This is a genomic window from Bradyrhizobium sp. T-1, from assembly GCF_053592855.1.
In genome coordinates this window covers 2,891,671-2,914,065 of the sequence record NZ_CM132115.1, presented here as the reverse complement: position 1 = coordinate 2,914,065, position 22,395 = coordinate 2,891,671, and the positions used below count along the sequence as shown (strand labels likewise).

The following is a 22,395-nucleotide window of genomic DNA, read 5'->3' as shown; positions in this document are numbered from 1 at the left end:
AGCCCGAGGCCGCAAACTAGTTCTGATGGGCCTCCCGATCAACCCGCCACCATCCCTTTGACCTGGCTGGCGAAGCTGCGCCGGGCGGCATGTTGCGACGCATGAAATTGTTGCCCAATGGCCACGATGACCGAAATTGCGGAGGAAACGGGCGGGAACTCTATGCAAATCGATGGCCGTTCATTGCAGCCCGTTGCGGCACCATGAGATCATGGGCCGGAGGCGGGCCGTTGCAGCCTGCGCGATTGCGTTGATTTGTTTAGGCGATTTGTGAAGGGCCGATGGCTGGATCGATCATAGCGCGCGGAAGGATGGATCGCCGGCTGCGCGCCGTCATGCGCCATTCGCTGGCGACCCTGCTGGCGACCACCGCGCTCGGCGTCGTCGCCGCGCACGCCGTGGACGCCACCTGGACCGGCACCTTCAGCAACGAATGGACGGATGCCCCCAACTGGACGTCCAACCCGAGCGTGCCGGACGGGACCGCGACGTTCAGCAACACCGGCGCCAATGCGATCGTCAACTTCGGCGGCATCGTCACCATCGGCACGATGCAGTTCACGAACACCGCGCAGGCTTACTCGTTCACGCTCTTCAACCCGTTCATCATCAACGCGGCCGGCGTCGTCAACAATTCGGGCAACACGCAGAGCTTCGAAGTCACCTCCGGCAACAATCTGGTCTTTCAGAACAGCAGCACCGCCAGCGGCGGCACCGGGGCGGTGACCATCACGAACGATGCCGGTGGCACCGTCAACTTCCTCCAGAACAGCACCGCCGGAACGGTCAGCCTCACCAACAACAGCTTCGTCACCTTCGAAGATTCCAGCTCGGCCGGCAGCGCCCAGATCACCAACAACGCCAACGGCCAGATCGACTTCTTCACCAACGCCTCGGCCGGCACCGCCACGATCGGCAATGCCGCGGGAGCGACGCTCAACTTCCACAGCAACGCCACCGCCGCCGGCTCGACCATCACCAACGACGGCACGCTGACCTTCGATGGCTCCGCCACCGCCGGCAATGCCACCATCACCACCGACAACGCCGCAACCACGACCTTCAACGACAACGCAACCGGCGGCAACGCACGCTTCATCACCAATCTCGGCGGCACCGTCGACATCTCCGGCCTGACCAGCGGCGGGATGACGTCCGGGTCGATCGAAGGCGCGGGCAATTACGTGCTCGGCGCCAACACGCTCACCACCGGCGGCCTCAACACCTCGACCGTGGTCGACGGCGTGATCTCCGGCACCGGCGGCGGACTGACCAAGGTCGGTACCGGCACGCTGACGCTGACCAACACCAACACCTACACCGGTGCGACGACGGTCTCGGCCGGAACGCTGGCGCTGTCCGGCTTCGGCAGCATCTCCGCCTCGAGTGTCGTGACGGTGAACGCGACACTGGACATCACGGCAATTACCCCGGCAGCCGCCGCGATCACGACGCTCGCCGGCAGCGCGAGCGGCATCGTCAACATGGGCAGCAAGGGGCTGTTCATCACCAACGGCTCGACCGAGTTCGCGGGCGTGATTCAGGGCACCGGCGGATTCGAGGTCGGCGGCGGAACGCAGACGCTCTCCGGTGTGAACACCTACACCAACACGACGCAGATCGATGCCGGCGCGACGCTGGCGCTGAAAGGCGGCGGATCGATCGCGAACTCGGCTAGCGTCACCTTCACGCCGGGCGCAGGCGGTACGTTCGACATCTCGCAAACGACCTCCGGCACCTCGGTGAACGCCCTGTTCTCCGCGACCAGCGACGGAATCGTCGCGCTGGGGTCGAAGACGTTGACGATCACGGGCGGCAGCTTCTTCGGCGGCGTGATCCAGGATGGCGGCATCGCCGGCGGCGCCGGCGGCAGCGTCGTGATCGCCAACGGCGCCACGCAGCAGCTGTTCGGCACCAACACCTATACCGGCACCACGACCATCGCGAGCGGCGGCGAGCTCGATCTGATCAATTTCGGCGGCGGCGATGGCAGCATCGCGACCTCGAGCAACGTCGTCGTCAACGGCGTCTTCGACATCACGGCCTTGAGCGGCGGCACCTCGATCAAATCGCTGTCGGGATCAGGCAACGTCAATATCGGCGCCAACACGCTGACCATCACCAACGGCAGCGGCACCTTCGCTGGCATCATTGGCGACGGCGGCGCCGGCGGCGGCCTCACCATGGCCGGCGGCACCGAGATCCTGTCCGGCGCCAACACCTATACCGGCGCGACCACCGTGAATGGCGGCAGGCTGGAGGTGAACGGCTCGATCGTCAGTGCGAGCACCGTCAATGCCGGCGGCACGCTCGCAGGCGCCGGCAGCGTCGGCAGCGTCGCGGTCAACGGCGGCACGCTCGCGCCCGGCAGCACGGCGAACCCGACCGGAACACTGGCGATCAACGGATCCCTGAGCTTCACGGCGGCCTCGACCTATATGGTGCAGGTCTCCTCCACCGCTGCCAGCCTCGCCAGCGTCACGGGCGCGGCCACGCTCGGCGGCGCGACGGTGAATGCGATCTTCAGCTCCGGCACCGTCAAGAAGCAGTACACGATCCTGACGGCGGCCGGCGGCCTTGGCGGCACCACCTTCAATTCGGCGGTCGTCTCCAACATGCCGTCGCTCAACGCGACGCTGAGCTACGACGCCAACAACGTGTTCCTCAACATCGGCGTCAATTTCACGCCGAGCGGTGGCAGCCTCAATGTCAACCAGCAGAACGTCGCCAACACGCTGACCAATTTCTTCAATTCGACAGGCAGCATTCCCGCCGCCTTCACCACGCTGACGCCTGCGGGGCTGACCACCGCTTCGGGTGAGCTCGGCACCGGCATCATCCAGTCCGCGATCAACGCCGACGGTCAGTTCCTCAACCTGATGCTGGATCCGACCGTCGTCGGACGCTCCAGCGGCTTCACGAAAGCCGGCAGCGTCGCGCAATACGCCGAGAGCGACGATGCGGCCGCCTATGCGTCGATGCGCCCGGCCACCGTGCGCGAACGAGAAGCCTTTGCGATGGCGACCAAGGCGCCGCTGCTGTCGTCGCAGCCGATCAATCGCTGGAGCGTCTGGGCGGCCGGCTACGGCGGCTCGGCGCAGGTCGGCGGCAATACCGCGGTCGGCTCGCAGGACCTCACTGCGCGGGTCTGGGGCGGCGCGGCCGGCGCCGATTACAGGCTTTCGCTGGACACGCTCGTCGGCTTCTCGCTCGCCGGCGGTGGGCTGAACTATTCGGTTGCCAACGCCATGGGCTCGGGCTCCGCCGACCTATTCCAGGCCGGCGTTTATGGCCGGCACAATTTCGGCCCGGCCTATATCGCCGGCGCGCTGGCCTATGGCTGGCACGACGTTACAACGAACCGCACCGTGGCGCTTGCCGGCGCCGATCAGCTCCAGGGCCGCTTCAAGGCCGACACCTTCTCGGCCCGCTTCGAGGGCGGCTATCGCTTCGCGACGCCGCTGATCGGCATCACGCCCTACGCGGCTGCGCAGGTGACGAATTTCAACCTGCCGAATTATTCCGAAGTCAGCCTCAACGGCGGCGGCCTGTTCGCGCTGAACTATGCCTCACAGTCGCTCACCGACACCCGCTCCGAGCTCGGCCTGCGCACCGACAAATCCTACGCGATGCCGAACGGCGTGCTGACGCTGCGCGGCCGGGCCGCCTGGGCGCACGATTACAATCCGAACCGCGCCGTCACCGCGCTGTTCCAGACCCTGCCGGGCTCGAGCTTCGTCGTGAACGGGGCCAGGGTCGACGCCGATTCCGCTTTGGTCAGCGCCAGCGCCGAGATGAAATGGCTGAACGGCTTCTCGATCGCCGGCACCTTCGACGGCGAGTTCTCCGGCAACCTCACCAGCTATTCCGGCAAGGGCGTGCTCAAATACAGCTGGTGAACATGATCCGGAAAAGTGTGCAGCGGTTTTCCGAGAAGATCATGCTCAAATGATAAGCTACTTCCCTGCCTGCCACTGGCCGGAGACGCCCAGGATCACCCTGACATGGCCGGTGCTGGCCTCGTTCTGCGCGGTGGTCTGCGGCACCTGGACGTCGAGCTGGTCGATGAAGAGGAACGGCATGCCGGCCTCGAGATCATAGAGCAACTTTTGCAGCGCGGGCTGCTCCAACTCGCAGCTCACGACAAGGCCGACGAAGCCGTCCTTGGTCTGCGCCCCCGAGACGTCGACCTGCGAGGACTGCACCGAGCCGCCGACATTGCCGACTGCAGTCGCAACCCGCTGCAGCAGATTGGCGCCCGCCACGGTCACCGTCGGCCCTTCCAGGAACGGCGTGCCGGGATGTTCGGCCGACATGGCCGCGGCATTCTTGGCGGCGCCCTTGCGGCCGCGCAGCTGGTCGAGCAGGTCGGAGGTCTGCGCCAGGGCCTGGCGATGCGTGATGACGTCGGCGATCGACAGGCCCGCCATCACCAGGAGCCCGCCCGTCACCGCGAGATAGAGCGTGACCGCGATCAGCGGCGAGCCGGTCAGCCACCGCGCGGCTGCGTTCTCGGCTGCGACCCCGCCGCTGCTCATGCTGCTGCTCATGGCGCGTTCCTCGGTTCGACCTGCGCCTCGATGTGGAAGCGCTCGCCGGGATCGGAGGGGCTGCGCGTCGTCGGAGCGTAGAAGGTCGCGCGGGTGAAATGCTGGGACTGCTCGATCAGCGGGATCAGCGAGGGCGCATCGCGGGTGATGCCGGCGATCTGGAGCTTGTTGCCGACCATATGCATCTCGGTGACGTAGGTATGATCGGGCAAAAGACGGCTCAGCGATTCCAGCACGATCACGCTCGCCGGCGTGTCGTATTTGCGCCGCTCCAGCAGCGCCAGGGGCGAGCGCTCGCCGCCGTCGGCACCGCGGATCGCGGCGCGGCGCTGGGTGATCTGTCGTTCGAGCTCGCTCTCCTGCGCGCTCAAGCTGTCGGCCAAATAGCCCGCGACGATCGAGCCGAGAACGGCGGCGACTGTGGCAATGGCCAGCACCACTTGCAGCGTCCTGCTCAACCGCACGGGATCGATCGCCCCGCGCGACTTCTGCTCGAACACCCTGATGCGCCCGCCCTCGCCCGGCTCGGTCAGAACCGCGATTGCCGACGGATGAAAACCGGACACGGCCTCGACATAGCCCATCGCGAGCCGGCGCGGTGCAGCCGCGATCATCGTGGTGATGCTCTCGCTGCCCTGCGCCGTCGGCGCGCTGCAACCGAACACCGCATCAGCGGCGCTCCACGGCGTCAGCCGGTCGATCTGCGCCCGCACGATGCCGTCGAGGAAATCGGCCGCACGCGCCGGCAGCTCCAATGGACGGAACAGGAAGCGCGCCGGCCGCAGCACGATCTCGACACGACAGCCGCGGACGATCGGCGCGAGATTGGCGCCGGTGAATTTGCCGTCCTCGAACGCGATCTCCTTCGGGATGTTATCCGGCTTTGCCGCCTCCAGCGCAAACGTGCCGGTCTCGCCCTCGACCAGCCGCACCAGGCGCGGCGACACCATCCGCTCGATTCCGGCGACGGTGGCGCCGGCCACCGCGCCGGTCCAGGCATCGAAGATGGTGCGAAGGGAACTGAGCGAGCTCATCTCACAGGGGCTTTCCGGCCGAGCCGTCAAAGGCGTTGTGCCACGACAATACACGATAGGGCTCATCGCCGCTTTCGAGAAGCAGGATGACGATCTCGGCCGAGCTCTGCCGGTGCGATGGCGCCTCGGCGGCGACCGTCACGCGGTAGGCCTTCGAACCCTCGATCGTGGCGCTGGCGCTGCCGGCGAGCCCAACCAGGGATCGCGGGTCCACGTTGGGATCGGCGCGGTCGCGCAGCAGGCGTTGCAGGGTCTCCGGGGTCATGTTCGGCAGCGCCGCCACCACCTGCGGCGCGGCATCCAGCACGTTCACGGTGCGCATGTTGCTGAACACGGTGACGAAAGGCAGCACGCGCTCGATCACGGCCGGCGGGATGCCGCGCACCAGCCACAGCTCGTCGCTATGCGGAAACGGCGCATGGCGCGGCAGATAGGGCGCGCCGAGCGTGCGGTAATAGGAATCCTCCGCATTGTCCTGGCCGGGCTCCGTGGACGTCCGCCACGCCAGGATCCGGTCGGCGTAAACAGCTGCATCCGCCCCGGGGACGCCGAACCCCATCATCAGGCCGGCGAGGACGCCTTTCGGCGCCATGTTGAGATCGATGCGTGCCGCCTCCGAGCGGAATGTCACGGCCACCTTTCCCGCCCCGACGCGGGCATTGAAAGTGCCGCTGGTCGGCCGTGTCGCCTCGCCTTGCGCGGTGAGCCGATAGGCCGCAAGCTCGAGGCCGGCGGTCACCAGTGCGTCGGCCTGCAACCGGTCGGCGTTGACGGCGACCGTGACCGCAGTGTTCGTGACATAGGTCAGATAGATCAGCGCGAGCGCGGCCAGCGCGGCCAGCATCCAGAGCACCACGATGACGATGAAGCCGCGCTCGTTGCGGAGCATTCCCCGGCGATGCACTACGCCGCTCACAGCTGCGGCTCCTCTTTCTGCCCCTTGGGTGGTTTTACTCCGGCCACGCAGGTCATCGGATTCTTGGCCCGCGCGCATTCGGCCGGCGCATTGATATGCGGCAACACCGCGGCCGAAACCGCCAGCACCTGCCCGTTGGCGCCGTCGCGCACCGTGATCCGGATGCGATCTGGCAATTGCGTCTGGCCTTGCCAGGTCGGCTGCCAAATCCTGTCGGGCCCGGCATAGGCGAAGCTGACACGGAACGGCGCGCGGATCAGCACCACCTGGTCGAGGAAACGAATCTGCCCGTCCGTCGGCATCGGCTGGAACGGCGCGCGCTCGCGCACCAGCGCGAGCCCCTGGGCATCGGCCTTTTCGATCAAGCGGATGAATTCCAGGCCCGGCCGCGCGCTCGGGCCGAGCGCGGTGCGCAGGAACGTCACCGACAATTCGGCGCCATCAAACAGCGGCGCCTTGGCATCGCCGTTCACGGTCATCTGCTCGGCGACCGAGAGATCGGCGACGATGCGATCGAGTCCCGTGGCCAGGCGCTCCGCGCGCTGCACCCGCGCAATGCCGCGATTCCAGTTCGGCAGCCATTGCGCCGTCACGGTCGCGAGCGCAGCCAGGATCACCGTCATCAGTAGCGTCGCCAGCAGCACTTCGAGCAGCGTGAAACCCGCCTCGGGGCGGCGCGTCCGGTGCAGGCGCTCTCCGGCGCGGGTCATTGCGCCGCCCTCGGCACCAGCTTCACCGTCGTGACCTGGATGGCGGCGCCGTCGGCGCGCTGAAGGCGCAGATTGATCGCCAGCGGCACGAAGCGATCGGTGGCGGGATCGCCGCCGGCGACGTTCATTGGCGCAATGTCGACACGCCAGCGGCTGCCGGCAAGCTGCCCGCTCTGCCGACCGGGCTTCAGCAATCCGCGCGCCGGCAGGTCCGCGAGCAGGGTCTCCGCCGTGCTCGCCAATGCCAGATGCTGGTCGATCGAGCGCGTGCCCTTCGTCGTGACGGCGATGACCGAACCGATGGTCCCGAGCACGATGGCGATGATCGCAAGCGCGACCAGCGCCTCGATCAAGGTGAAGCCGGCGGCGCCGTCAGAGCAGCTTCTGCGGGACAATCTCGACGCCTCCCGTCAGCCAGTTGACGCGCACCTCGTAGCCCATGCCGGGCCGCGCCAGCGCAATCGTGCCGCCGCACGACATGCCCGACGGAAAGAAGTCGATCGACCGTCCCGTGGCGCGATCGGCGCAGCGCGCAGCCAGCGTCGCCTGCACGACGACGTCGCGCGGCAGGCGGATGGTCTGTCCGGTGACGCCGGACCGGATCGCGCGCGCCTCCGCATCCACCTGGGTTGCGACCCTGACCTGGCGACGCAGCGCCGAGTTGCGATCGGATTTCAGCAGGGCCGCGGTCTCGACTGCGTAGCTTTCAAGCTTCGCCCGTGTCGTCGAGTGCGGGATCGCTGGCAGAATGATCGCCGCAAGCAGCCCAATGATCGCAAGCACGCACAGGATCTCGATCAGCGCGAAGCCTTGCTCATCGAAGGCTTGGGCGCTGAAAATTTGCGCAGGACGAGCGGGTTCAGCGCGCGCCGCTGACAATATCGGCTGCCGTTCCACTGCCGCCTTCCTGACCGTCTGATCCGAGCGAGATGATTTCGTAGGGAGCGCTCGCGCCCGGTGACCGATAGACATAGCCATGGCCCCAGGGATCGTTGGGCACCACGCCGCCGCGCAAATAGGGACCGTTCCAGCCGGCCTGGTTGTTGCTGCGGGTCAGCCCGGTGAGACCTTCATTCGAGGTCGGATAGCGACCGAGATCGAGGTAATAGAGATCGAGCGCGCTGGAGAAGCTCTCGATCTGGATCTTCGCGGCCTTGGCCTTGGACTCGCTGAGATAGTTCAGCACCCGGGGGCCGACCAGGGCCATGATCATGCCGATGATGGTGATGACGACGAGCATCTCGACCAGGGTGAAGCCGGCCTCTCCCCGGGCCTTGCGCCGCCGCCGGCACCTCGACGCTGGATGTCTGATCACTTCAAGCCCCTCCCAATACCTTATCGTCTAACCGACAATCTGACTCACCGACATCAGCGCCGTCATCACCGACGTGATCAGGCCGCCGACCACCAGCGAGATCGCGATGATCGCCGCAGGCCCGGCAATACCCACCGCGCGGTCGAGCGTGCGCTGCAGCTTGGCCTCGTAGAATTCGGCAACCCGGCCGGACAGCATCGGCAGCTGCCCGGTCTCGTCGCCCAGTCGTAGCATGCGCACCGCCATCGGCGGCAGCGCCTCGGTCTCCGCGAGCGCATCGGAGAGCTTCGAACCATGACGAACGCGATCGGCAGCATCGCTCCAGACCGTGGACGATCCCGTCGTCGCCATCATGTCGACGAGGATGCGCAGCGTGGTGGTGAGGTTGACGCCGCTGCCGAGCAGCAGGCCGAGGTTACGGCAGAACAGCGCCGTGCGGTATGCGCCCATCACGTTGCGGATCGCCGGCAGCCGCACCATCGCATTGGTCAGCCCGCGGCGGACGCGCTCCTGCCGCAGCACCAGCCATAACGTTGCGATGGTCACCAAAAGGCCGGCCAGGACCGCGTCGGAGTTGCTGCGTAAAAAGGTCGAGATGTTCAGGAACACGCCGACGATCGGATCGACCTTGGCGCCAAAATCCTGCAGGACGCTGGCGAATTGCGGCAGCACGAAAGTCAGAAAGAACAGCAGCACGCATCCGGCCGCGCCAAGCACGAAGAGCGGATAGCGGATCGCATCCGTCAGGCGCCGCCTCAGCGCCTCGCTGCGCGCGCGTTCGCCGGCAAGCACCTCCAGCACCTGGTCCAGCGACCCCGACGCCTCGCCGACCCGCACCAGTGCGATGTACATCGGCGGAAACTGCCCCTCGTGCCGTGCCAGCGCCTCGCCAAAGCTCTCGCCGGAGACCACGCGCGCGCGGATGTCGGCGACGACCGGCCGCAGCCGTCCAAAATCCGGATCGGCGGCGAGCAGCTCCAGGCCGTCATTGATGCGGGCACCGGCGCGCAGCAGCAGCGCGAGGTCGCGGGTGAAGATGGTGACGTCTTCCGGCTTCGGCCTGTTGAAGAGGCTGAACGCGCCGCGCGCAGCACCGCCCTCTTCCGGCGTGACGTTGTCGACCAGCACCAGGCCGAGCCGCTCGATCCGCTGCGCCACGTCGGCGGGCGCCGGCGCGGCGATGGCTCCGGAGACCAGTTCGCCGTTGGCATTGAGCGCGCGATAGCGATAGTTCGGCATGGTTCCTAGCACATCTCGGCGTTAGCGCACCGTCGTGACACGGAAGACCTCAGGCACCGTCGTCAATCCGGCCCGGCATTTGGCAACCGCATCCTCCAGCATCGTCGTCATGCCGCCCCGCATCGCGGCGGCGTCGACGGAGTGGGAGTCGGTCTTCGGCCCGATCAGCGCGCGCACCTCGTCGGACATTTCGAGGATCTCGAAGACGCCGTTGCGGCCGCGATAGCCGGTGCCGCCGCAGCGCTCGCAGCCGCCGGCTTCGTGCACGACCTCGCCGCACTTGAAGCCGATCACGGCAAAGCGCGGATCCTCGGCGAGATCGGCCTCGGTCAGCGCGTGCGGCACCTTGCAGCGGTCGCACAGCATGCGCACCAGGCGCTGCGCCACCACGGCGCGCAGCGTCGACTTGAGCAGGAAGCCCTCGATGCCGAGATCGATCAGGCGCGGCACGGCTGCCGCCGCCGTCTCGGTGTGCAGCGTCGTCAGCACGAGATGGCCGGTCAGCGCGGCATGGATCGCGATGTGCGCGGTCTCGGAGTCGCGGACCTCGCCGACCATGATGACGTCGGGGTCCTGGCGCACGAAGGAGCGCATGGCGGAGGCGAAGGTCAGGCCGATCGACGGCTTGACCTGGGACTGGTTGATGCCGGGAATTTCGTACTCGACGGGATCCTCGATGGTGAGGATCTTGCGCGTCGGCTCGTTGAGGATCGACAGCATGGTCGCAAGCGTCGTGGTCTTGCCGCTGCCGGTCGGCCCGGTGATCACGATCATGCCGTGCGGCATCGCCAGCAGCCGCGTCATCACGCTCTCGTCACGGGTCCGCAGACCGAGCTTGCTCATCTCGAGCAGACCACGGTCGCGCGGCAACAGGCGAATTACGGCGCTCTCGCCATGCTGTGTCGGCATGGTCGCGACGCGGACGTCGATTTCGTTGCGCCCGACGCGCACGCGCGCCGCGCCGTCCTGCGGCAACCGGCGCTCGGCGATGTTGAGACTGGCGAGAATCTTGATGCGCGAGATCAGCGCCTGCGGCGGAATGCCTTGCGGCGACGGCAACGCGCGCAACAGACCATCGACGCGCATGCGCACCACGAGCCCGGAGCGAAATGGCTCGACATGAATATCGCTGGCGCGCAAGTCCAACGCACGCTCCAACAGGTCGTTGAGCGCCCGCACCACCGGCGCACCGCTGGCGAGATCTCGCAGGCTCTCGATGTCGTCGTCGGATCGCTGCGCAGCGCTCCTGCCGCGCTCGTCGACATTTGCGTCATCGGCCTCGGCCCGCTGATCGAGGACTGTCGTAATGTCCTCATATGACGCGACTACGACATCGACCGTCGTTCCGAACACGATCTCGGCTGCGCGCATGGCAGCCGTATCGGACGGATCAGCCACCGCCAGACGGAGATCGCCATTCGGTGCGCTGAAGGGAAAAACTGTGGACTCTCGCAGAAATCGACGCGAAAAGCCGTCCAGGCGAGGCGTGGTCGTGAGCAGTTGCGGAAGACTGAGCCGTGGCAGGCCAAAATATTCCGACACTTCATCGGCGAAGTCGGCAGCAGAGAGATCGGTGGCTTCCCAGAATTCGCGCAAAGGGCGCGCGAGCGTGGTCGTGCCTGACCTCTCCATACGGGCGTGCGCCCGCGGCGGCAGCGCGTATTTTTCCAGAAGGTGCTGCCGGAAGCTATCGGCGGAGCGGTCTTGCATCGCAGTCACAGCGTTGACCTTGTTACTCGAATGCAACAGCTTCCGCCTGTCACGGAGTCCCTTTACCCTTGACTTATTTCTTAGCAAAAACATAATCGTGGCGCAAATTATTGCGCGTCCGAACCAAGGGGGATCGGATGCAATTTCCAGTCACTTCCAGCGTTGGCAGGCGTATTTTGTTTGAGGTGGTCCAGCCGCTTTTGCGCCGACGCTCAGCGTTGACTGGAGCGCTCGCTCTATTGTCGTCCGCCTTCCTGCTCACGGCCTGCATTGTGACTGCCGATCAGTCGGTCGAAGCGGACCCGAGGGACCCGCGCACCCAGGATCTTGTTGATAAGATACGTGGCCTCGACCTCCAGCCCCGGCAACCTGCGGATGCAGGATCGACCGGCGTCGGCCAGCCGAGGTCGTCGAAACCTGCGATCTATCTGAGCGATGGTGCACCGCAAGGCGGCGCACTGGTCGAGCGCGACGATGGCGGCGGCAGCGGCTACGACCTCAATTTTGAAAATGCGCCGGTCGCGACCGTGGCAAAGGTCATCCTCGGCGACGTCCTCAATGTCGGCTACGCGATCGATCCCCGCGTGCAGGGAACCGTGACACTCGCCTCGGTCCGGCCGGTTCCGAAGGCCGATGCAATCTACGTGCTGGAGAATGCGCTGCGCATGTCCGGCGTGGCCCTGGTGCACGACCGCACCGGCTACCGGCTGCTGCCGGCGCCCGAAGCCGGCCCCGGCCGCCTGGACCGTTCGGCAAGCACCGAAGCCGGCCAGGGCATCACCGTCGTGCCGCTGCGCTACACGTCGGCACAAAACATCTTCAAGCTGCTCGATGCCTTCGGCGTGAAGGCCTCGACCATGCGCCCCGACAACTCCCGCAACACCCTCATCGTCAGCGGCAGCGGCACCGACCGGGCGACCGCGGTCGACACAATTCTGTCCTTCGACGCCGACTGGATGCGAGGACAATCGGTCGGCATCTTCCCGGTGCGCAATTCCTCACCCGAGCCTGTCATCGCCGAGATCGAGAAGATCATGGACTCCGGCGACGGCGGCATGGGTCAGAACGTCATCAAGATGCAGCCGATCGCACGGCTCAACTCGATCCTCGTGGTGAGCCAGAAGCCGGAATATCTCAAGCGCGCCCAGACCTGGATTGCGCGGCTCGACCGTTCCGACACCGACGGCGTGAACCTGAAATCCTATCCATTGCGCTACGGCAACTCCAAGCTGGTCGTGGCGATGCTGAACGAAATGTTGTTCAATCAGAGCGCGACGAGCAATACGACGCTGGACAGCGCGTCGAGCCAAGTTGCGCCGGGAGCGGGCATGGCGACGTCGTCGTCCGGGTCTGCCGGCAGTCCGGTCGCAGCGCTGAGCGCGCTGCCGACCGCCGCATCAGGTGCTGCGCCGCCGACGAACGGACCGGCAGGATCAGCGCTCGGCGCCCGTCCCGCTCCGGCCGCATCCGCAACGCCGGCGCAGGACAACACCTTCGGCGGCCCCGGCGGCAGCGGCTCGAAGTCGGGCGTCAACGGCATCCTGCAGAACGTGCGGATCACCGCCGACGTCACCAACAATGCCGTTCTCGTCTATGCCAACCAGGATGCGCAGCGCATCGTGGAGCAGACCATTCGCCAGATCGACCGGCCGCAGCGCCAGATCGCAATCGAGGCGACGATCGCCGAGGTGACGCTGAACGACCAGTTGAACTACGGCGTGCAGTACTTCCTGGCGAGCCAGAAAGGTTCGATCTCCAACACCATTTCCGGCGTCAGCAATTCCGCGACTGTCGGCAGCGGTGCTGTCGAAACCGCATCCAACGCCGTCAACGCCGCGGCCGGCACATTGCTCGGACGTGTGTTGCCGGGCTTCAACTTCCTGGTCGGCTCGGAGAACTCGCCGCGCGTCATTCTCGACGCGCTGCACGGCGTCACCAACGTCAAGGTGCTCTCGAACCCGTCGCTGGTGGTGCTCGACAACCAGCCGGCGACGTTGCAGGTCGGCGATCAGGTGCCGTTCTCGACCGGCACCGCGACCGTGCTGACCGCCAACAACACCGTCGTCAACACCATCGACTACAAGAATACCGGCATCATTCTGCGCGTGCTGCCGCGCGCCAACGCCAACGGCAATGTCGTGCTCGACATCGAGCAGGAGATCTCGAGCGTGGCCGCAGGCAGCGCCAACTCGCTGACACCGACGATCTCGCAGCGCCGGGTCAAGAGTTCGATCGCGGTGACGAGCGGTCAGACCGTGCTGCTCGCCGGCCTGATCAGCGAGACCGAGAACAAGCAGCGCCAGGGCATTCCCGTGCTCGATGCCATTCCTGGCATGGGCGACGCCTTCTCGCACCAGACCAATACCCGTGCACGCACCGAGCTGATCCTGTTCATACGGCCGACCGTCATCAAGGACGGCGTCGATGCGCATGTCATCGCCGAGGAGATGCGCAGCAAGATGAACAGCCGCCTGGTCGGGACCAGCAATCCCGTGGTCACGGTCAGCCCGCCCAGGGCCGCGCGCTGACGGCGTGGCCGCTGAAGACGGGCATGACGGGATAGGCGCCCCGCTCGTCCTCAGCCTCGCGCTGCTCGTCGGCGTGTTCGCGAGCCTCGTCACGGCGCCGGCCGCGGAGGGCCTCTATGGCGCGTTCCTGGCCGCTCTCATGCTCGCCATCGCCGTCAGCGATGCGCGCCATTACCTGATCCCGAACGAGCTGAGCGGAGCCGCCTTTGCGCTCGCCCTGCTCCGCGCCGCCGCCTTCGTGCCCGATGTCGGCGCCGAGGCGCTGCTCTGGCCGCTCGTGCGCGCCGTGGCCGTGGGGCTTCCGCTGCTGCTCCTGATGCTGGCCTACCGGCGCTGGCGCGGCCGCGACGGGCTCGGGCTCGGCGACGTCAAGCTCGCGGCCGTTTGCGGGGCCTGGCTCGATCTTGCGACGGTCGCCGCAGTGATCGAGCTCGCGGCGCTGCTCGCGATCGGGGCCTATGTCGCTAATGCTGCATTGCAAAGGACCCCGCTGCGCGGGACTGCTTTCCTGCCGTTCGGGCTGTTCCTGGCGCCCTCGATCTGGGTCGGTTGGCTGGGCGAGACCTGGTATCTGAACTGGCTGGGCGGCTGGCCCGGCTAACGCCCGGCGCGATCAGGGCAAATCCGCATCGCCGCGCCGCTCGCCTGCCGTCCCCTACTGTGCATGGGGTTGTTTTCGGCATTTTTGCGAAACCATCTGCAATTGTTTCGCCGGGTTGACAGCAATTCCTTCTACATCCTAATAGACCGGTCGTTTCCGGATGTTTTCAATCATGTCAAATGCTACGGAGCTCGTCTCCGAAATCTCGTCGAAGATCGGGAACGCAGCGAAGGTCGTGGCGATGCGCGCGCGCCGCAGCCTTTCCCAGGGCGGCAAGGTCCGTCCCGGCTTTTTCGATCAATATCCCCAGTTCTTCGAGACCAGCGAAACGACGGCATTCGCGAACCGGTTGAACGAGCGCTATCGCGCCATCATCGATTTCAGCCGCAACGCGATCTCCGGGAAGCGCATCCTCGATATCGCCAGCCACGACGGCCGTTGGAGCTTCGCCGCGCTGAGCGCGGGCGCGAGCCACGTCACGGGCATCGAGGCCCGCGCGCATCTGGTCCAGTCCGCCGGAGACAATCTCGAGCAGCTCGGAATGTCGCGCGACAAGTTTCAGTTCATCCAGGGCAATGCGTTCAGCGCCCTGGATCAGATCGCGCCGGGACAAATCGACACCGTGATGTGTCTTGGGTTCTTCTATCACGTCACCGATCACATGGCGCTGCTGGCTCAGATCGAGCGACTGAAGCCCGCGCACGTCATCATCGATACCGCCGTCGCCGCCGATCCGCGGAATGTGGTCGTCTGGCAGGTCGAGAACCACGATTTCGAAAGCGACGCTGCCAAGACCTCGGATGCACAGAAGATCGTTCTGGCTGGCATCCCGAGCAAGGCTGCGCTCGACTTGATGCTGAAGAGCCTGGGCTGGAAGCCCCAGTATTACGACTGGGGCAATGCCGGCATTCAAAACTGGACTCACATCGAGGACTACCAGGAAGGCACGCGCGTGACGCTGCGTGTCGACGTGAGCAAGTAGCCCCGAACGCCCCGCGGGGCGGATCGAGCTCGCGGCCACCGCCGCCGCGCCGCGGCCGTGCGACCTACACCAGCAAATGAAAGCCTTGTCCGATGCTGGCAGCCAAATCGTTGCTTGTGTCGTGATCGAGGCTCGCGGCCACCGTTTGCTGCGAGGCAAGCGGAGCCGCGCCTCCGCTCCCCGTGGTGTTGACGTGGAAGTAGCTATAGGTGCCGTTGCCTGAATAGGCCTGGCCATCATAGGCCTTGACGTAGAGGTCGTCGGACGTCCCGCCACTTCCCGCAACATAGGTCGTTTGCGCGAGCTGCGCCGCCGTCACCGCATACGCGGTCTGTGCCGGCACGATCGTTCCGTTGACGGCAAAGTGCCCGCTGCTCGCCGACGGGCTGTCGTCGTAGAGATAATAGGTCAGCGCATCGCCGTCGGCATCGCTGGCGCTGAACAGGCTCGATGCCGTAAACGTCTGGCCTGCCGTCGCCGAGATCACTGTCTGCGGCACCGTCACGACCGGCGCGTGGTTGCCGCCGGGAGCGACCGCGTTGACGTGGAAATAGCTGTAGGTGCCATTGCCTGAATAGGACTGGCCATCATAGGCCTTGACGTAGAGATCGTCCGACGTTCCGTTGCTCCCCGCAACAAAGGTCGTTTGCGCGAGCTGCGCCGCCGTCACCACATATTCCATCTGTGCCGGCACGACCGTCCCATTGACGACAAAGTGCCCGCTGCTCGCAGACGGGCTGTCGTCGTAGAGATAATAGGTCAGCGCATCGCCGTCGGCGTCGCTGGCGCTGAACAGGCTCGACGCGGCGAGAGATTGCCCCGGCGTTGCCGAGATCACCATCTGCGGTACGGTCAGAACCGGCGCATGGTCGGTGACGTTTGCACTGGTCGTGTTGACATGGAAATAGCTGTAGGCGCCATTGCCTGAATAGGCCTGACCATCAAAGGCCTTCACGTAGAGATCGTCGGACGATCCGTTGCTCCCTGCAATAAAGGTCGTTTGCGCCAGCTGCGCTGCCGTTACCGCATACGCCGTCTGGGCCGGAACGATTGCGCCATTGACGACGAAATGCCCACTGCTCGCCGACGGGCTGTCGTCATAGAGGTAGTAGGTCAGCGTATCGCCGTCGGCGTCGGTCGCACTGAACAGGCTCGACGCCGTGAACGCCTGGCCGGGGGACGCCGAAAGCACCGTCTGCGTCACCGTCAGAACCGGCGCATGGTCGGCGGGCGTGTTGACGTGGAAATAGCTGTAGGTGCCGCCACCGGAATAAGACTGTCCGTCAAACGCCTTGACGTAGAGATCGTCGGACGTTCCGCCGCTGCCTGCAACGAAGGTCGTCTGGGCGAGCTGTGCCGCCGTCACCACATATTCCGTCTGCGCCGGCACGATCGTGCCATTGACGACGAAGTGGCCGCTGCTCGCCGACGGGCTGTCGTCGTAGAGGTAGTAGGTCAGCGCGTCGTTGTCGGCATCGCTGGCGCTGAACAGGCTCGACGCCGCAAACGTCTGCCCGGCGCTCGCCGCAACAACGGTCTGCGACACCGTCAAGACGGGCGCGTGATTTGACGTGATCCCAACGAGGTCGGCTGCCGTGATCGTCAGCTTGCCGACGAGGTCGATCGCAAAATCCGCGACGCCGTCGCCGTTGGTGTCGCCCTGGAGGACCGTGACGCCCCGCGCGCCGTCATAATAGAAGTTGAGCTCGCCGGCCCTGCCGTCAAAGGCTGAGACGCCAATGAAGTGAAAGGAGTCGCTTGCCGCCGTGCTGGGGATGGCGTCCATGGACGACAGGTCGATATGATCGACGCCGTGCGTAAAGTCGGTGATCTGATCATGCTGACCGACCGCCGGCGAGCTATCGCCGGCCGCAAAGACGAAAGTGTCGGCCCCGTCGCCGCCGGTCATGATGTCGACCCCGGTACCACCGACCAGGGTGTCATTGCCGCCGCCGCCGGAGAGCGTGTCGTTCCCGCCACCGCCTTTCAGCACGTTGGCGATGGCATTTCCGATAATCGTGTCGTTACCGGTGCCGCCAATGGCATTGTCGATGTAGGAGCGCACGTCGCCATTGTAGAGATAGGCGTTGTAGACATTGCCCGACGCGTAATGGCCGTTGCCGAGATTGGCCAGCTGCACGGTCGAGAACACCGACGACGCACCGGGATTGAGATTGATGGTCAGGCTGGTCGTGTAATTCGACAGGTCGTAGGTATCGACGCCGCCACCGTCCCACACCGTGTCGTAGATGCGGTTGGCCGAGCCGCCGGTACCGCCACCCGGCGCGAGCTGTCCGACGCCGTTGACGAACTCCTGCCCCGTCGTCGGGCTCCAGGTGTAGACGGTGTTGCCGCCCTGCGTGTTGTAGTTCGCGCCGTACAGCGTCTGCAGCGCGAGGATATCGTTGGCCATATAGGTCTGCGGATATCCGTAGGCCTCGTTGGTGTAACCGGTCAGCGGCCCACCGACATAGCTGCGATAGCTCATGACGGTGTATTCGCTGTCGTCATGTGCGGTCGGCACCGCGACATTGGCGACGCCGCCGGCCTCCTGGCTGTGCTTGAGACCCATGGCATGCCCGAGCTCGTGCAGCGCGGTCGTGAAATAGTAATTGCCGAGCTGTGCCTGGGTGTAATCGTACTGCGTGCCAAACCAAACGTCGCCGCCGGCCGCGTAGTTGCCGGGGTAATAGGCGTAAGAGGTCGGATTGGCCGCCGGCGACTCCGCGACCATGATGTCGGCCGTGCCCGTGCCGTTATAGGTGATGCTGGCGTTGGTGTAGCTCTGGATCAGCGCGATGGCGTAGTTGATCGCCGCCTGCATCTGGGTCGGCGCAGCCGAAAAGCCCGACTTCGTCGGTTCACTGCTGCCGCCGGAGTAAGGATTGGCATAGGTGCTGGACGAGGTGGGGAAACTGTAGCTGATCGTGCCGGACCATTTGGTTCCCGCCAGCAGGCCGTCAATGTCCGCGTTGTTGGTTGCACTAACGTTGACAGAGGTCGCCAAGAGAATCTCCAAAACAGCAAGCCCCCGATCGTTCGGAGGCGCGGAATGATTCTAGCTTGAGCCCCATTCGTTTGGTTTAAGTTTGGCGATGCGGCCTGATCTCTTCCTTAAGACCTTGTTAAACATCAGATCCCGTGGAGGTACGGCAAGAGCGACGATGCCGATTCAGCTGCCATCGCAATTGACAAGGGAACTCATGAAACCACACTTGCTCTCGGCCGGTCTGCTCAGCGCTTTCGTTGTGCTTGCGGGGCCAGATCAGCTGCCCTCCGGAGGAACGCCTGTCATGGTCGGAAAAGCCAACGCGGACGACAGCGGCAAGGCGTTGCGCGCGCCTTCGGTTCCACCGGCCCGCGCCCCATCGGCAGCGGTCGCCGAGGAGTATGAGCTGGCGCGCCAGAAGGGAACATCAGAGGCGCTCGAGCTGTTCATCGCCCGCCACCCTGACAGCGCACAGGCACAGAAGGCTCGCGAGGACCTCGGTGCGATGAAGCGGTAGAGGCCGGTGCGCCCGGCTTGGCGCCCACTCCAGCCCGTCCCCCTTCAGGTCTCGATCTAAACCAGCAAGTGAAAGCCTTGTCCGATGCTGATGGCCAAATCGTTGCTTACGTCGTGATCGCCGCTCGCGAACACCGTGTGTTGCGAAGCAAGCGGGGCCGTCCCGCTCCCGGTGGTGTTGACGTGGAAATAGCTGTAGTAGCCGTTGCCTGAATAGGCTTGGCCATCATAGGCCTTCACGTAGAGGTCGTCGGAGCTCCCGCCGCTTCCCGCGACAAAGGTCGTTTGCGCGAGCTGCGCCGCAGTCACGACATACTCGGTCTGCGCCGGCACAACTGTTCCATTGACGGCAAAGTGCCCGCTGCTCGCCGACGGGCTGTCGTCATAGAGATAATAGGTCAGCGTATCGCCGTCGGCGTCGCTGGCGCTGAACAGGCTCGACGCCGTGAACGTCTGGCCTGACGTTGCTGAGATCACCGTCTGCGGCACCGTCACGACCGGCGCGTGATTGATGCCGGTGGCCGCGGTCGAATTGACGTGGAAATAGCTGAAGTAGCCGTTGTTCGAATAGAGTTGGCCATCATAGGCCTTGACGTAGAGATCGTCGGACGTTCCACCGCTTCCAGCGACGAATGTTGTCTGGGCGAGCTGCGCAGCCGTCACCGCGTAGGCGGTCTGTGCCGGAACAACTGTCCCGCTAACGACGAAGTGCCCGCTGCTCGCCGCTGCGTTGTCGTCGTAGAGGTAATAGGTCAGCGTGTCGCCGTCGGCATCGCTCGCGCTGAACAGGCTCGTGGCGGCGAGAGATTGCCCGGGCGTTGCCGAGATCACCGTCTGCGGAATCGTGACGGCAGGCGCATGGTCGCTGCTCGCTGCCGTGTTGACATGGAAATAGCTGAAGTAGCCGTTGTTGGAATAGAGTTGGCCGTCATAAGCCTTGACGTAGAGATCGTCGGACGTTCCGCCGGTTCCCGCCACGAATGTCGTCTGCGCGAGTTGCGCCGCCGTCACCGCATAAGCGGTCTGGGCCGGAACAATTGTCCCGTTGACCACAAAGTGCCCGCTGCTCGCCGATGCGCTGTCGTCGTAGAGGTAATAGGTCAGCGCATCCCCGTCGGCGTCAGTCGCGCTGAACAGGCTCGATGCCGTAAACGTCTGGCCGGCGGTCGCCGAGATCATCGTCTGCGATATCGTCACGACGGGCGCATGGTCGGCGGCCGTGTTGATATGGAAATAGCTGTAGGTGCCGCCGCCCGAATAGGACTGTCCGTCGAACGCCTTCACGTAGAGATCGTCGGACGTTCCGCCGCTGCCTGCGACGAAGGTCGTTTGGGCGAGTTGCGCTGCCGTCACCGCATATTCCGTCTGCGCCGGCACGATCGTGCCATTGACGACGAAATGGCCGCTGCTCGCGGACGGACTGTCGTCGTAGAGGACGTAAGTCAGCGTATCGCCGTCGGCGTCGCTGGCGCTGAACAGGCTCGAGGCCGCAAACGTCTGACCAGCATGTGCCGAGATCACCGTCTGCGGCACCGTGACCACGGGCGGATGATTGGTGTGAAGGTGAAATCCCAGCGCATCAAGTTGCTGCAAGTCGACTGCGGTCAGGACTTGGCTGGTGCTGCCAGAATAGAACTCATTGAAGGGATCGTTGCGGCCCTGCACACCGCTATTGAGGAAATCGCTGGCGTCGGACGTCTGGCCGTAGTCCGCGATCTTGGTGTTGCCCCCGTCCAGCGAAAAATACGCGGCCGGCGCGGTAGCGCCGCCCTGGAAGAGGCGCGTCCCAACCCCGGTGAATCGGAAAAGGTCGAAAACGTCCGGGGCCGTACCATAGGGGATACGTCCCATCGCATGGGTCAGTTCGTGAAGCGCCACGCCAACGATGAGGTTTGGATTGATGTCCGCTGCAAAAGTCGCGCCGCCGTCATCTGTCGTCGCATCGTTGGGATTGAGCAATCCCCAGAGCTTCAGTTGCGCGTTCCAGACCGCAACGTTCGTTTGTCCCTGAATCGAAGATCCTGACGGCAACGCATTGAAGGTCGCGTCACCGGCACTCGCGTTGTTGACCAGATCGCTCCGGATCAGGGAATAGCTTTCATACAGGCCGCTGTCGGGGCCGGCAGCGGCGCCTCCGCCGGAGCCGCTGATATCGACGTTGAGGTTGACGGTTATCTTGTCGGTGATCAGCGAAGCCAGAATCCCCGCGGCCTGCGCGATCCCCGCCCTCAGGCTCGCGGAAGCCGCCATCGCTGCAGTGTCGAAGTTCAGGTTGAGCGTGAGCCCGCCAGCCGAGACCGTGACCACGTTGCCGGACGCGCTGAAAACAGGGCTCGCTGTCGACCCATCGACCGCAAAGAAGCTGGCATGAATGGCGTTCCCGACGACGGTAAAGGTCGGGTCGTCGGAGGGGTCATAGTCGTTTGGATCGGTCGCCATCTGTCGTCTTCACCTGAGCCTGCCGCCAATGCAACCCACAGTCCGATTCGCCGGCAATCACAGCCAATAGCAGAATCGGCACAGTTTGAGCCGGACGAATTGCTATTCGGTTACAAAAGAATTCACGCCGGATGCCAATTTCTCACCAGGATTTGCCGCTGTTGCCCGCCCGCCCAGAAAGGCGCCGGGGCATGAGACGCCGCGGACCTCGCGTTGGATCCAGGGGAAACGGCGGCCTCAGCGCTCGCGACTTGGCGCCCACTCCAGGGCCCGCAACCTCGCCTCGGCAATCTCACCGCGCGTCATCTTGGACGTCACGGCGTCGCGAATTCGCACACGCGCATCGCGGGCCTGGCGGGGCGCCGCCGCAGTGGACAGGTTGAGCCATTTGCTGGCTTCGACGATATCCCGCGGCACCCCTTGGCCCCTGTCGTAGAGAAGTCCGAGGGAATATTGCGCGAGGCTATCGCCCTGCTCCGCGGCACGGCGGTACCACATCGCCGCCTCGGTATAATTCTGCGGAACGCCACGGCCGGTCTCGAACATATAGCCGAGATAGGTCTGGGCAGGCGCGCTGCCGCGCTCGGCAAAGGGAATGAATGCCCGCGAGGCTGCAACGTAGTCCTGACGATTGAAAGCGGACACCCCCTGTCGGAGGGATTGCGCCTGGGCCGCCGAGCCGCTGGACCACATCGCCGCGGCAACCAGCAGGACCAGCCTTGCGCCACCAACCATTCCCCCGCCGGCGCCCCTTGGCCGACGGTTGGCGCTTGGACGATCGTTGTAGCCTGTGCCCATCCCTGCCCCACTCCCGCTGTACCCTGTCAGGTTAGCTTCCCACCTGGCCGATTTCCAGCATCTTCGCA

At 65.0% G+C, this 22,395-nt stretch carries 17 protein-coding genes; 5 read left to right on the top strand and 12 right to left on the bottom strand.

Translation table 11 applies throughout. The annotated features are described in order from the left end of the window. Window positions 1–281: 281 nt before the first annotated feature. Window positions 282–3,899 carry an autotransporter domain-containing protein gene (locus ACWAT4_RS13905; RefSeq protein WP_449730764.1) on the top strand — a complete coding sequence of 1,206 codons (3,618 nt, stop codon included), beginning with the start codon at window positions 282–284 and terminating at the stop codon, window positions 3,897–3,899. 57 nt (window positions 3,900–3,956) lie between these two features. Here the strand turns inward: ACWAT4_RS13905 and gspM are convergent, their stop codons facing one another. Genes gspM through ACWAT4_RS13860 form a run of 9 tightly spaced genes read right to left on the bottom strand, consistent with a single transcriptional unit; the run spans window position 3,957 to window position 11,474 of the window. Next, window positions 3,957–4,550, bottom strand: coding sequence for a type II secretion system protein GspM (gspM, locus tag ACWAT4_RS13900; protein WP_249154379.1), 594 nt, complete (start codon window positions 4,548–4,550; stop codon window positions 3,957–3,959). Continuing rightward, window positions 4,547–5,584, bottom strand: a complete 1,038-nt coding sequence (locus tag ACWAT4_RS13895) for a PilN domain-containing protein (protein ID WP_212444496.1) — start codon at window positions 5,582–5,584, stop codon at window positions 4,547–4,549. Before ACWAT4_RS13895 ends, gspM begins: the two co-directional genes overlap by 4 nt. 1 nt (window position 5,585) lies before the next feature. Continuing rightward, complete coding sequence (locus tag ACWAT4_RS13890; protein WP_349630889.1) at window positions 5,586–6,500, bottom strand: type II secretion system minor pseudopilin; 915 nt, start codon at window positions 6,498–6,500, stop codon at window positions 5,586–5,588. Further along, window positions 6,497–7,210, bottom strand: a complete 714-nt coding sequence (locus ACWAT4_RS13885) for a prepilin-type N-terminal cleavage/methylation domain-containing protein (RefSeq protein WP_212301298.1) — start codon at window positions 7,208–7,210, stop codon at window positions 6,497–6,499. Before ACWAT4_RS13885 ends, ACWAT4_RS13890 begins: the two co-directional genes overlap by 4 nt. After that, window positions 7,207–7,605 carry a type IV pilus modification PilV family protein gene (locus tag ACWAT4_RS13880; protein WP_212301299.1) on the bottom strand — a complete coding sequence of 133 codons (399 nt, stop codon included), beginning with the start codon at window positions 7,603–7,605 and terminating at the stop codon, window positions 7,207–7,209. The genes ACWAT4_RS13885 and ACWAT4_RS13880 overlap by 4 nt, the downstream gene beginning before the upstream one ends. After that, window positions 7,583–8,107, bottom strand: a complete 525-nt coding sequence (locus ACWAT4_RS13875) for a prepilin-type N-terminal cleavage/methylation domain-containing protein (protein WP_212301300.1) — start codon at window positions 8,105–8,107, stop codon at window positions 7,583–7,585. The genes ACWAT4_RS13880 and ACWAT4_RS13875 overlap by 23 nt, the downstream gene beginning before the upstream one ends. After that, a complete protein-coding gene (gene gspG / locus ACWAT4_RS13870) occupies window positions 8,070–8,525 on the bottom strand; it encodes a type II secretion system major pseudopilin GspG (protein WP_212301301.1) in 456 nt (151 codons plus the stop codon). Before gspG ends, ACWAT4_RS13875 begins: the two co-directional genes overlap by 38 nt. Window positions 8,526–8,552: 27 nt before the next feature. Beyond that, window positions 8,553–9,764 (bottom strand): type II secretion system F family protein, encoded by a 1,212-nt coding sequence (locus ACWAT4_RS13865; RefSeq protein WP_212301302.1) that lies wholly within the window; start codon window positions 9,762–9,764, stop codon window positions 8,553–8,555. A gap of 21 nt (window positions 9,765–9,785) precedes the next feature. Next, window positions 9,786–11,474 (bottom strand): GspE/PulE family protein, encoded by a 1,689-nt coding sequence (locus tag ACWAT4_RS13860; protein ID WP_249148962.1) that lies wholly within the window; start codon window positions 11,472–11,474, stop codon window positions 9,786–9,788. A gap of 137 nt (window positions 11,475–11,611) precedes the next feature. On the opposite strand from ACWAT4_RS13860, the gene gspD reads away from it, so the two are divergent. The 3 genes from gspD to ACWAT4_RS13845 all read left to right on the top strand — a co-directional run bounded on the left by gspD (window position 11,612) and on the right by ACWAT4_RS13845 (window position 15,585). Further along, window positions 11,612–14,002 (top strand): type II secretion system secretin GspD, encoded by a 2,391-nt coding sequence (gspD, locus tag ACWAT4_RS13855; RefSeq protein ID WP_212444498.1) that lies wholly within the window; start codon window positions 11,612–11,614, stop codon window positions 14,000–14,002. Between the two features lie 4 nt (window positions 14,003–14,006). Beyond that, window positions 14,007–14,603, top strand: a complete 597-nt coding sequence (locus ACWAT4_RS13850) for a prepilin peptidase (protein WP_449730763.1) — start codon at window positions 14,007–14,009, stop codon at window positions 14,601–14,603. Between the two features lie 172 nt (window positions 14,604–14,775). After that, on the top strand, window positions 14,776–15,585 hold the full coding sequence (locus tag ACWAT4_RS13845; RefSeq protein ID WP_449730762.1) for a class I SAM-dependent methyltransferase: 810 nt from the start codon (window positions 14,776–14,778) through the stop codon (window positions 15,583–15,585). Window positions 15,586–15,649: 64 nt separating this feature from the next. Here ACWAT4_RS13845 and ACWAT4_RS13840 read toward each other — a convergent pair whose 3' ends face one another. Further along, window positions 15,650–18,592, bottom strand: a complete 2,943-nt coding sequence (locus ACWAT4_RS13840) for a M10 family metallopeptidase (protein WP_449730761.1) — start codon at window positions 18,590–18,592, stop codon at window positions 15,650–15,652. A 286-nt stretch (window positions 18,593–18,878) separates the two neighbouring features. Here ACWAT4_RS13840 and ACWAT4_RS13835 point away from each other — a divergent pair, with 286 nt between their 5' ends. After that, window positions 18,879–19,091 (top strand): hypothetical protein, encoded by a 213-nt coding sequence (locus ACWAT4_RS13835; RefSeq protein WP_349630890.1) that lies wholly within the window; start codon window positions 18,879–18,881, stop codon window positions 19,089–19,091. 56 nt (window positions 19,092–19,147) lie between these two features. Here the strand turns inward: ACWAT4_RS13835 and ACWAT4_RS13830 are convergent, their stop codons facing one another. Both ACWAT4_RS13830 and ACWAT4_RS13825 read right to left on the bottom strand, forming a co-directional pair. Then, entirely contained in the window at window positions 19,148–21,529 is a 2,382-nt protein-coding gene (locus ACWAT4_RS13830) for an NF038122 family metalloprotease (protein WP_449730760.1), read from the bottom strand. 237 nt (window positions 21,530–21,766) lie between these two features. Next, window positions 21,767–22,264 (bottom strand): tetratricopeptide repeat protein, encoded by a 498-nt coding sequence (locus ACWAT4_RS13825; RefSeq protein WP_212301463.1) that lies wholly within the window; start codon window positions 22,262–22,264, stop codon window positions 21,767–21,769. Window positions 22,265–22,395: the final 131 nt, after the last annotated feature.

Excerpts from the sequence above, each read along its gene's own strand:
- ACWAT4_RS13825 (WP_212301463.1), bottom strand. The coding sequence starts at position 22,264 with ATGGTTGGTGGCGCAAGGCTGGTCCTGCTGGTTGCCGCGGCGATGTGG.
- ACWAT4_RS13845 (WP_449730762.1), top strand. The coding sequence starts at position 14,776 with ATGTCAAATGCTACGGAGCTCGTCTCCGAAATCTCGTCGAAGATCGGG.
- ACWAT4_RS13905 (WP_449730764.1), top strand. The coding sequence starts at position 282 with ATGGCTGGATCGATCATAGCGCGCGGAAGGATGGATCGCCGGCTGCGC.
- gspM (WP_249154379.1), bottom strand. The coding sequence starts at position 4,550 with ATGAGCAGCAGCATGAGCAGCGGCGGGGTCGCAGCCGAGAACGCAGCC.
- ACWAT4_RS13895 (WP_212444496.1), bottom strand. The coding sequence starts at position 5,584 with ATGAGCTCGCTCAGTTCCCTTCGCACCATCTTCGATGCCTGGACCGGC.
- ACWAT4_RS13860 (WP_249148962.1), bottom strand. The coding sequence starts at position 11,474 with ATGCAAGACCGCTCCGCCGATAGCTTCCGGCAGCACCTTCTGGAAAAA.
- ACWAT4_RS13835 (WP_349630890.1), top strand. The coding sequence starts at position 18,879 with ATGGTCGGAAAAGCCAACGCGGACGACAGCGGCAAGGCGTTGCGCGCG.
- ACWAT4_RS13865 (WP_212301302.1), bottom strand. The coding sequence starts at position 9,764 with ATGCCGAACTATCGCTATCGCGCGCTCAATGCCAACGGCGAACTGGTC.
- ACWAT4_RS13830 (WP_449730760.1), bottom strand. The coding sequence starts at position 21,529 with ATGGCGACCGATCCAAACGACTATGACCCCTCCGACGACCCGACCTTT.
- ACWAT4_RS13885 (WP_212301298.1), bottom strand. The coding sequence starts at position 7,210 with ATGACCCGCGCCGGAGAGCGCCTGCACCGGACGCGCCGCCCCGAGGCG.
- gspD (WP_212444498.1), top strand. The coding sequence starts at position 11,612 with ATGCAATTTCCAGTCACTTCCAGCGTTGGCAGGCGTATTTTGTTTGAG.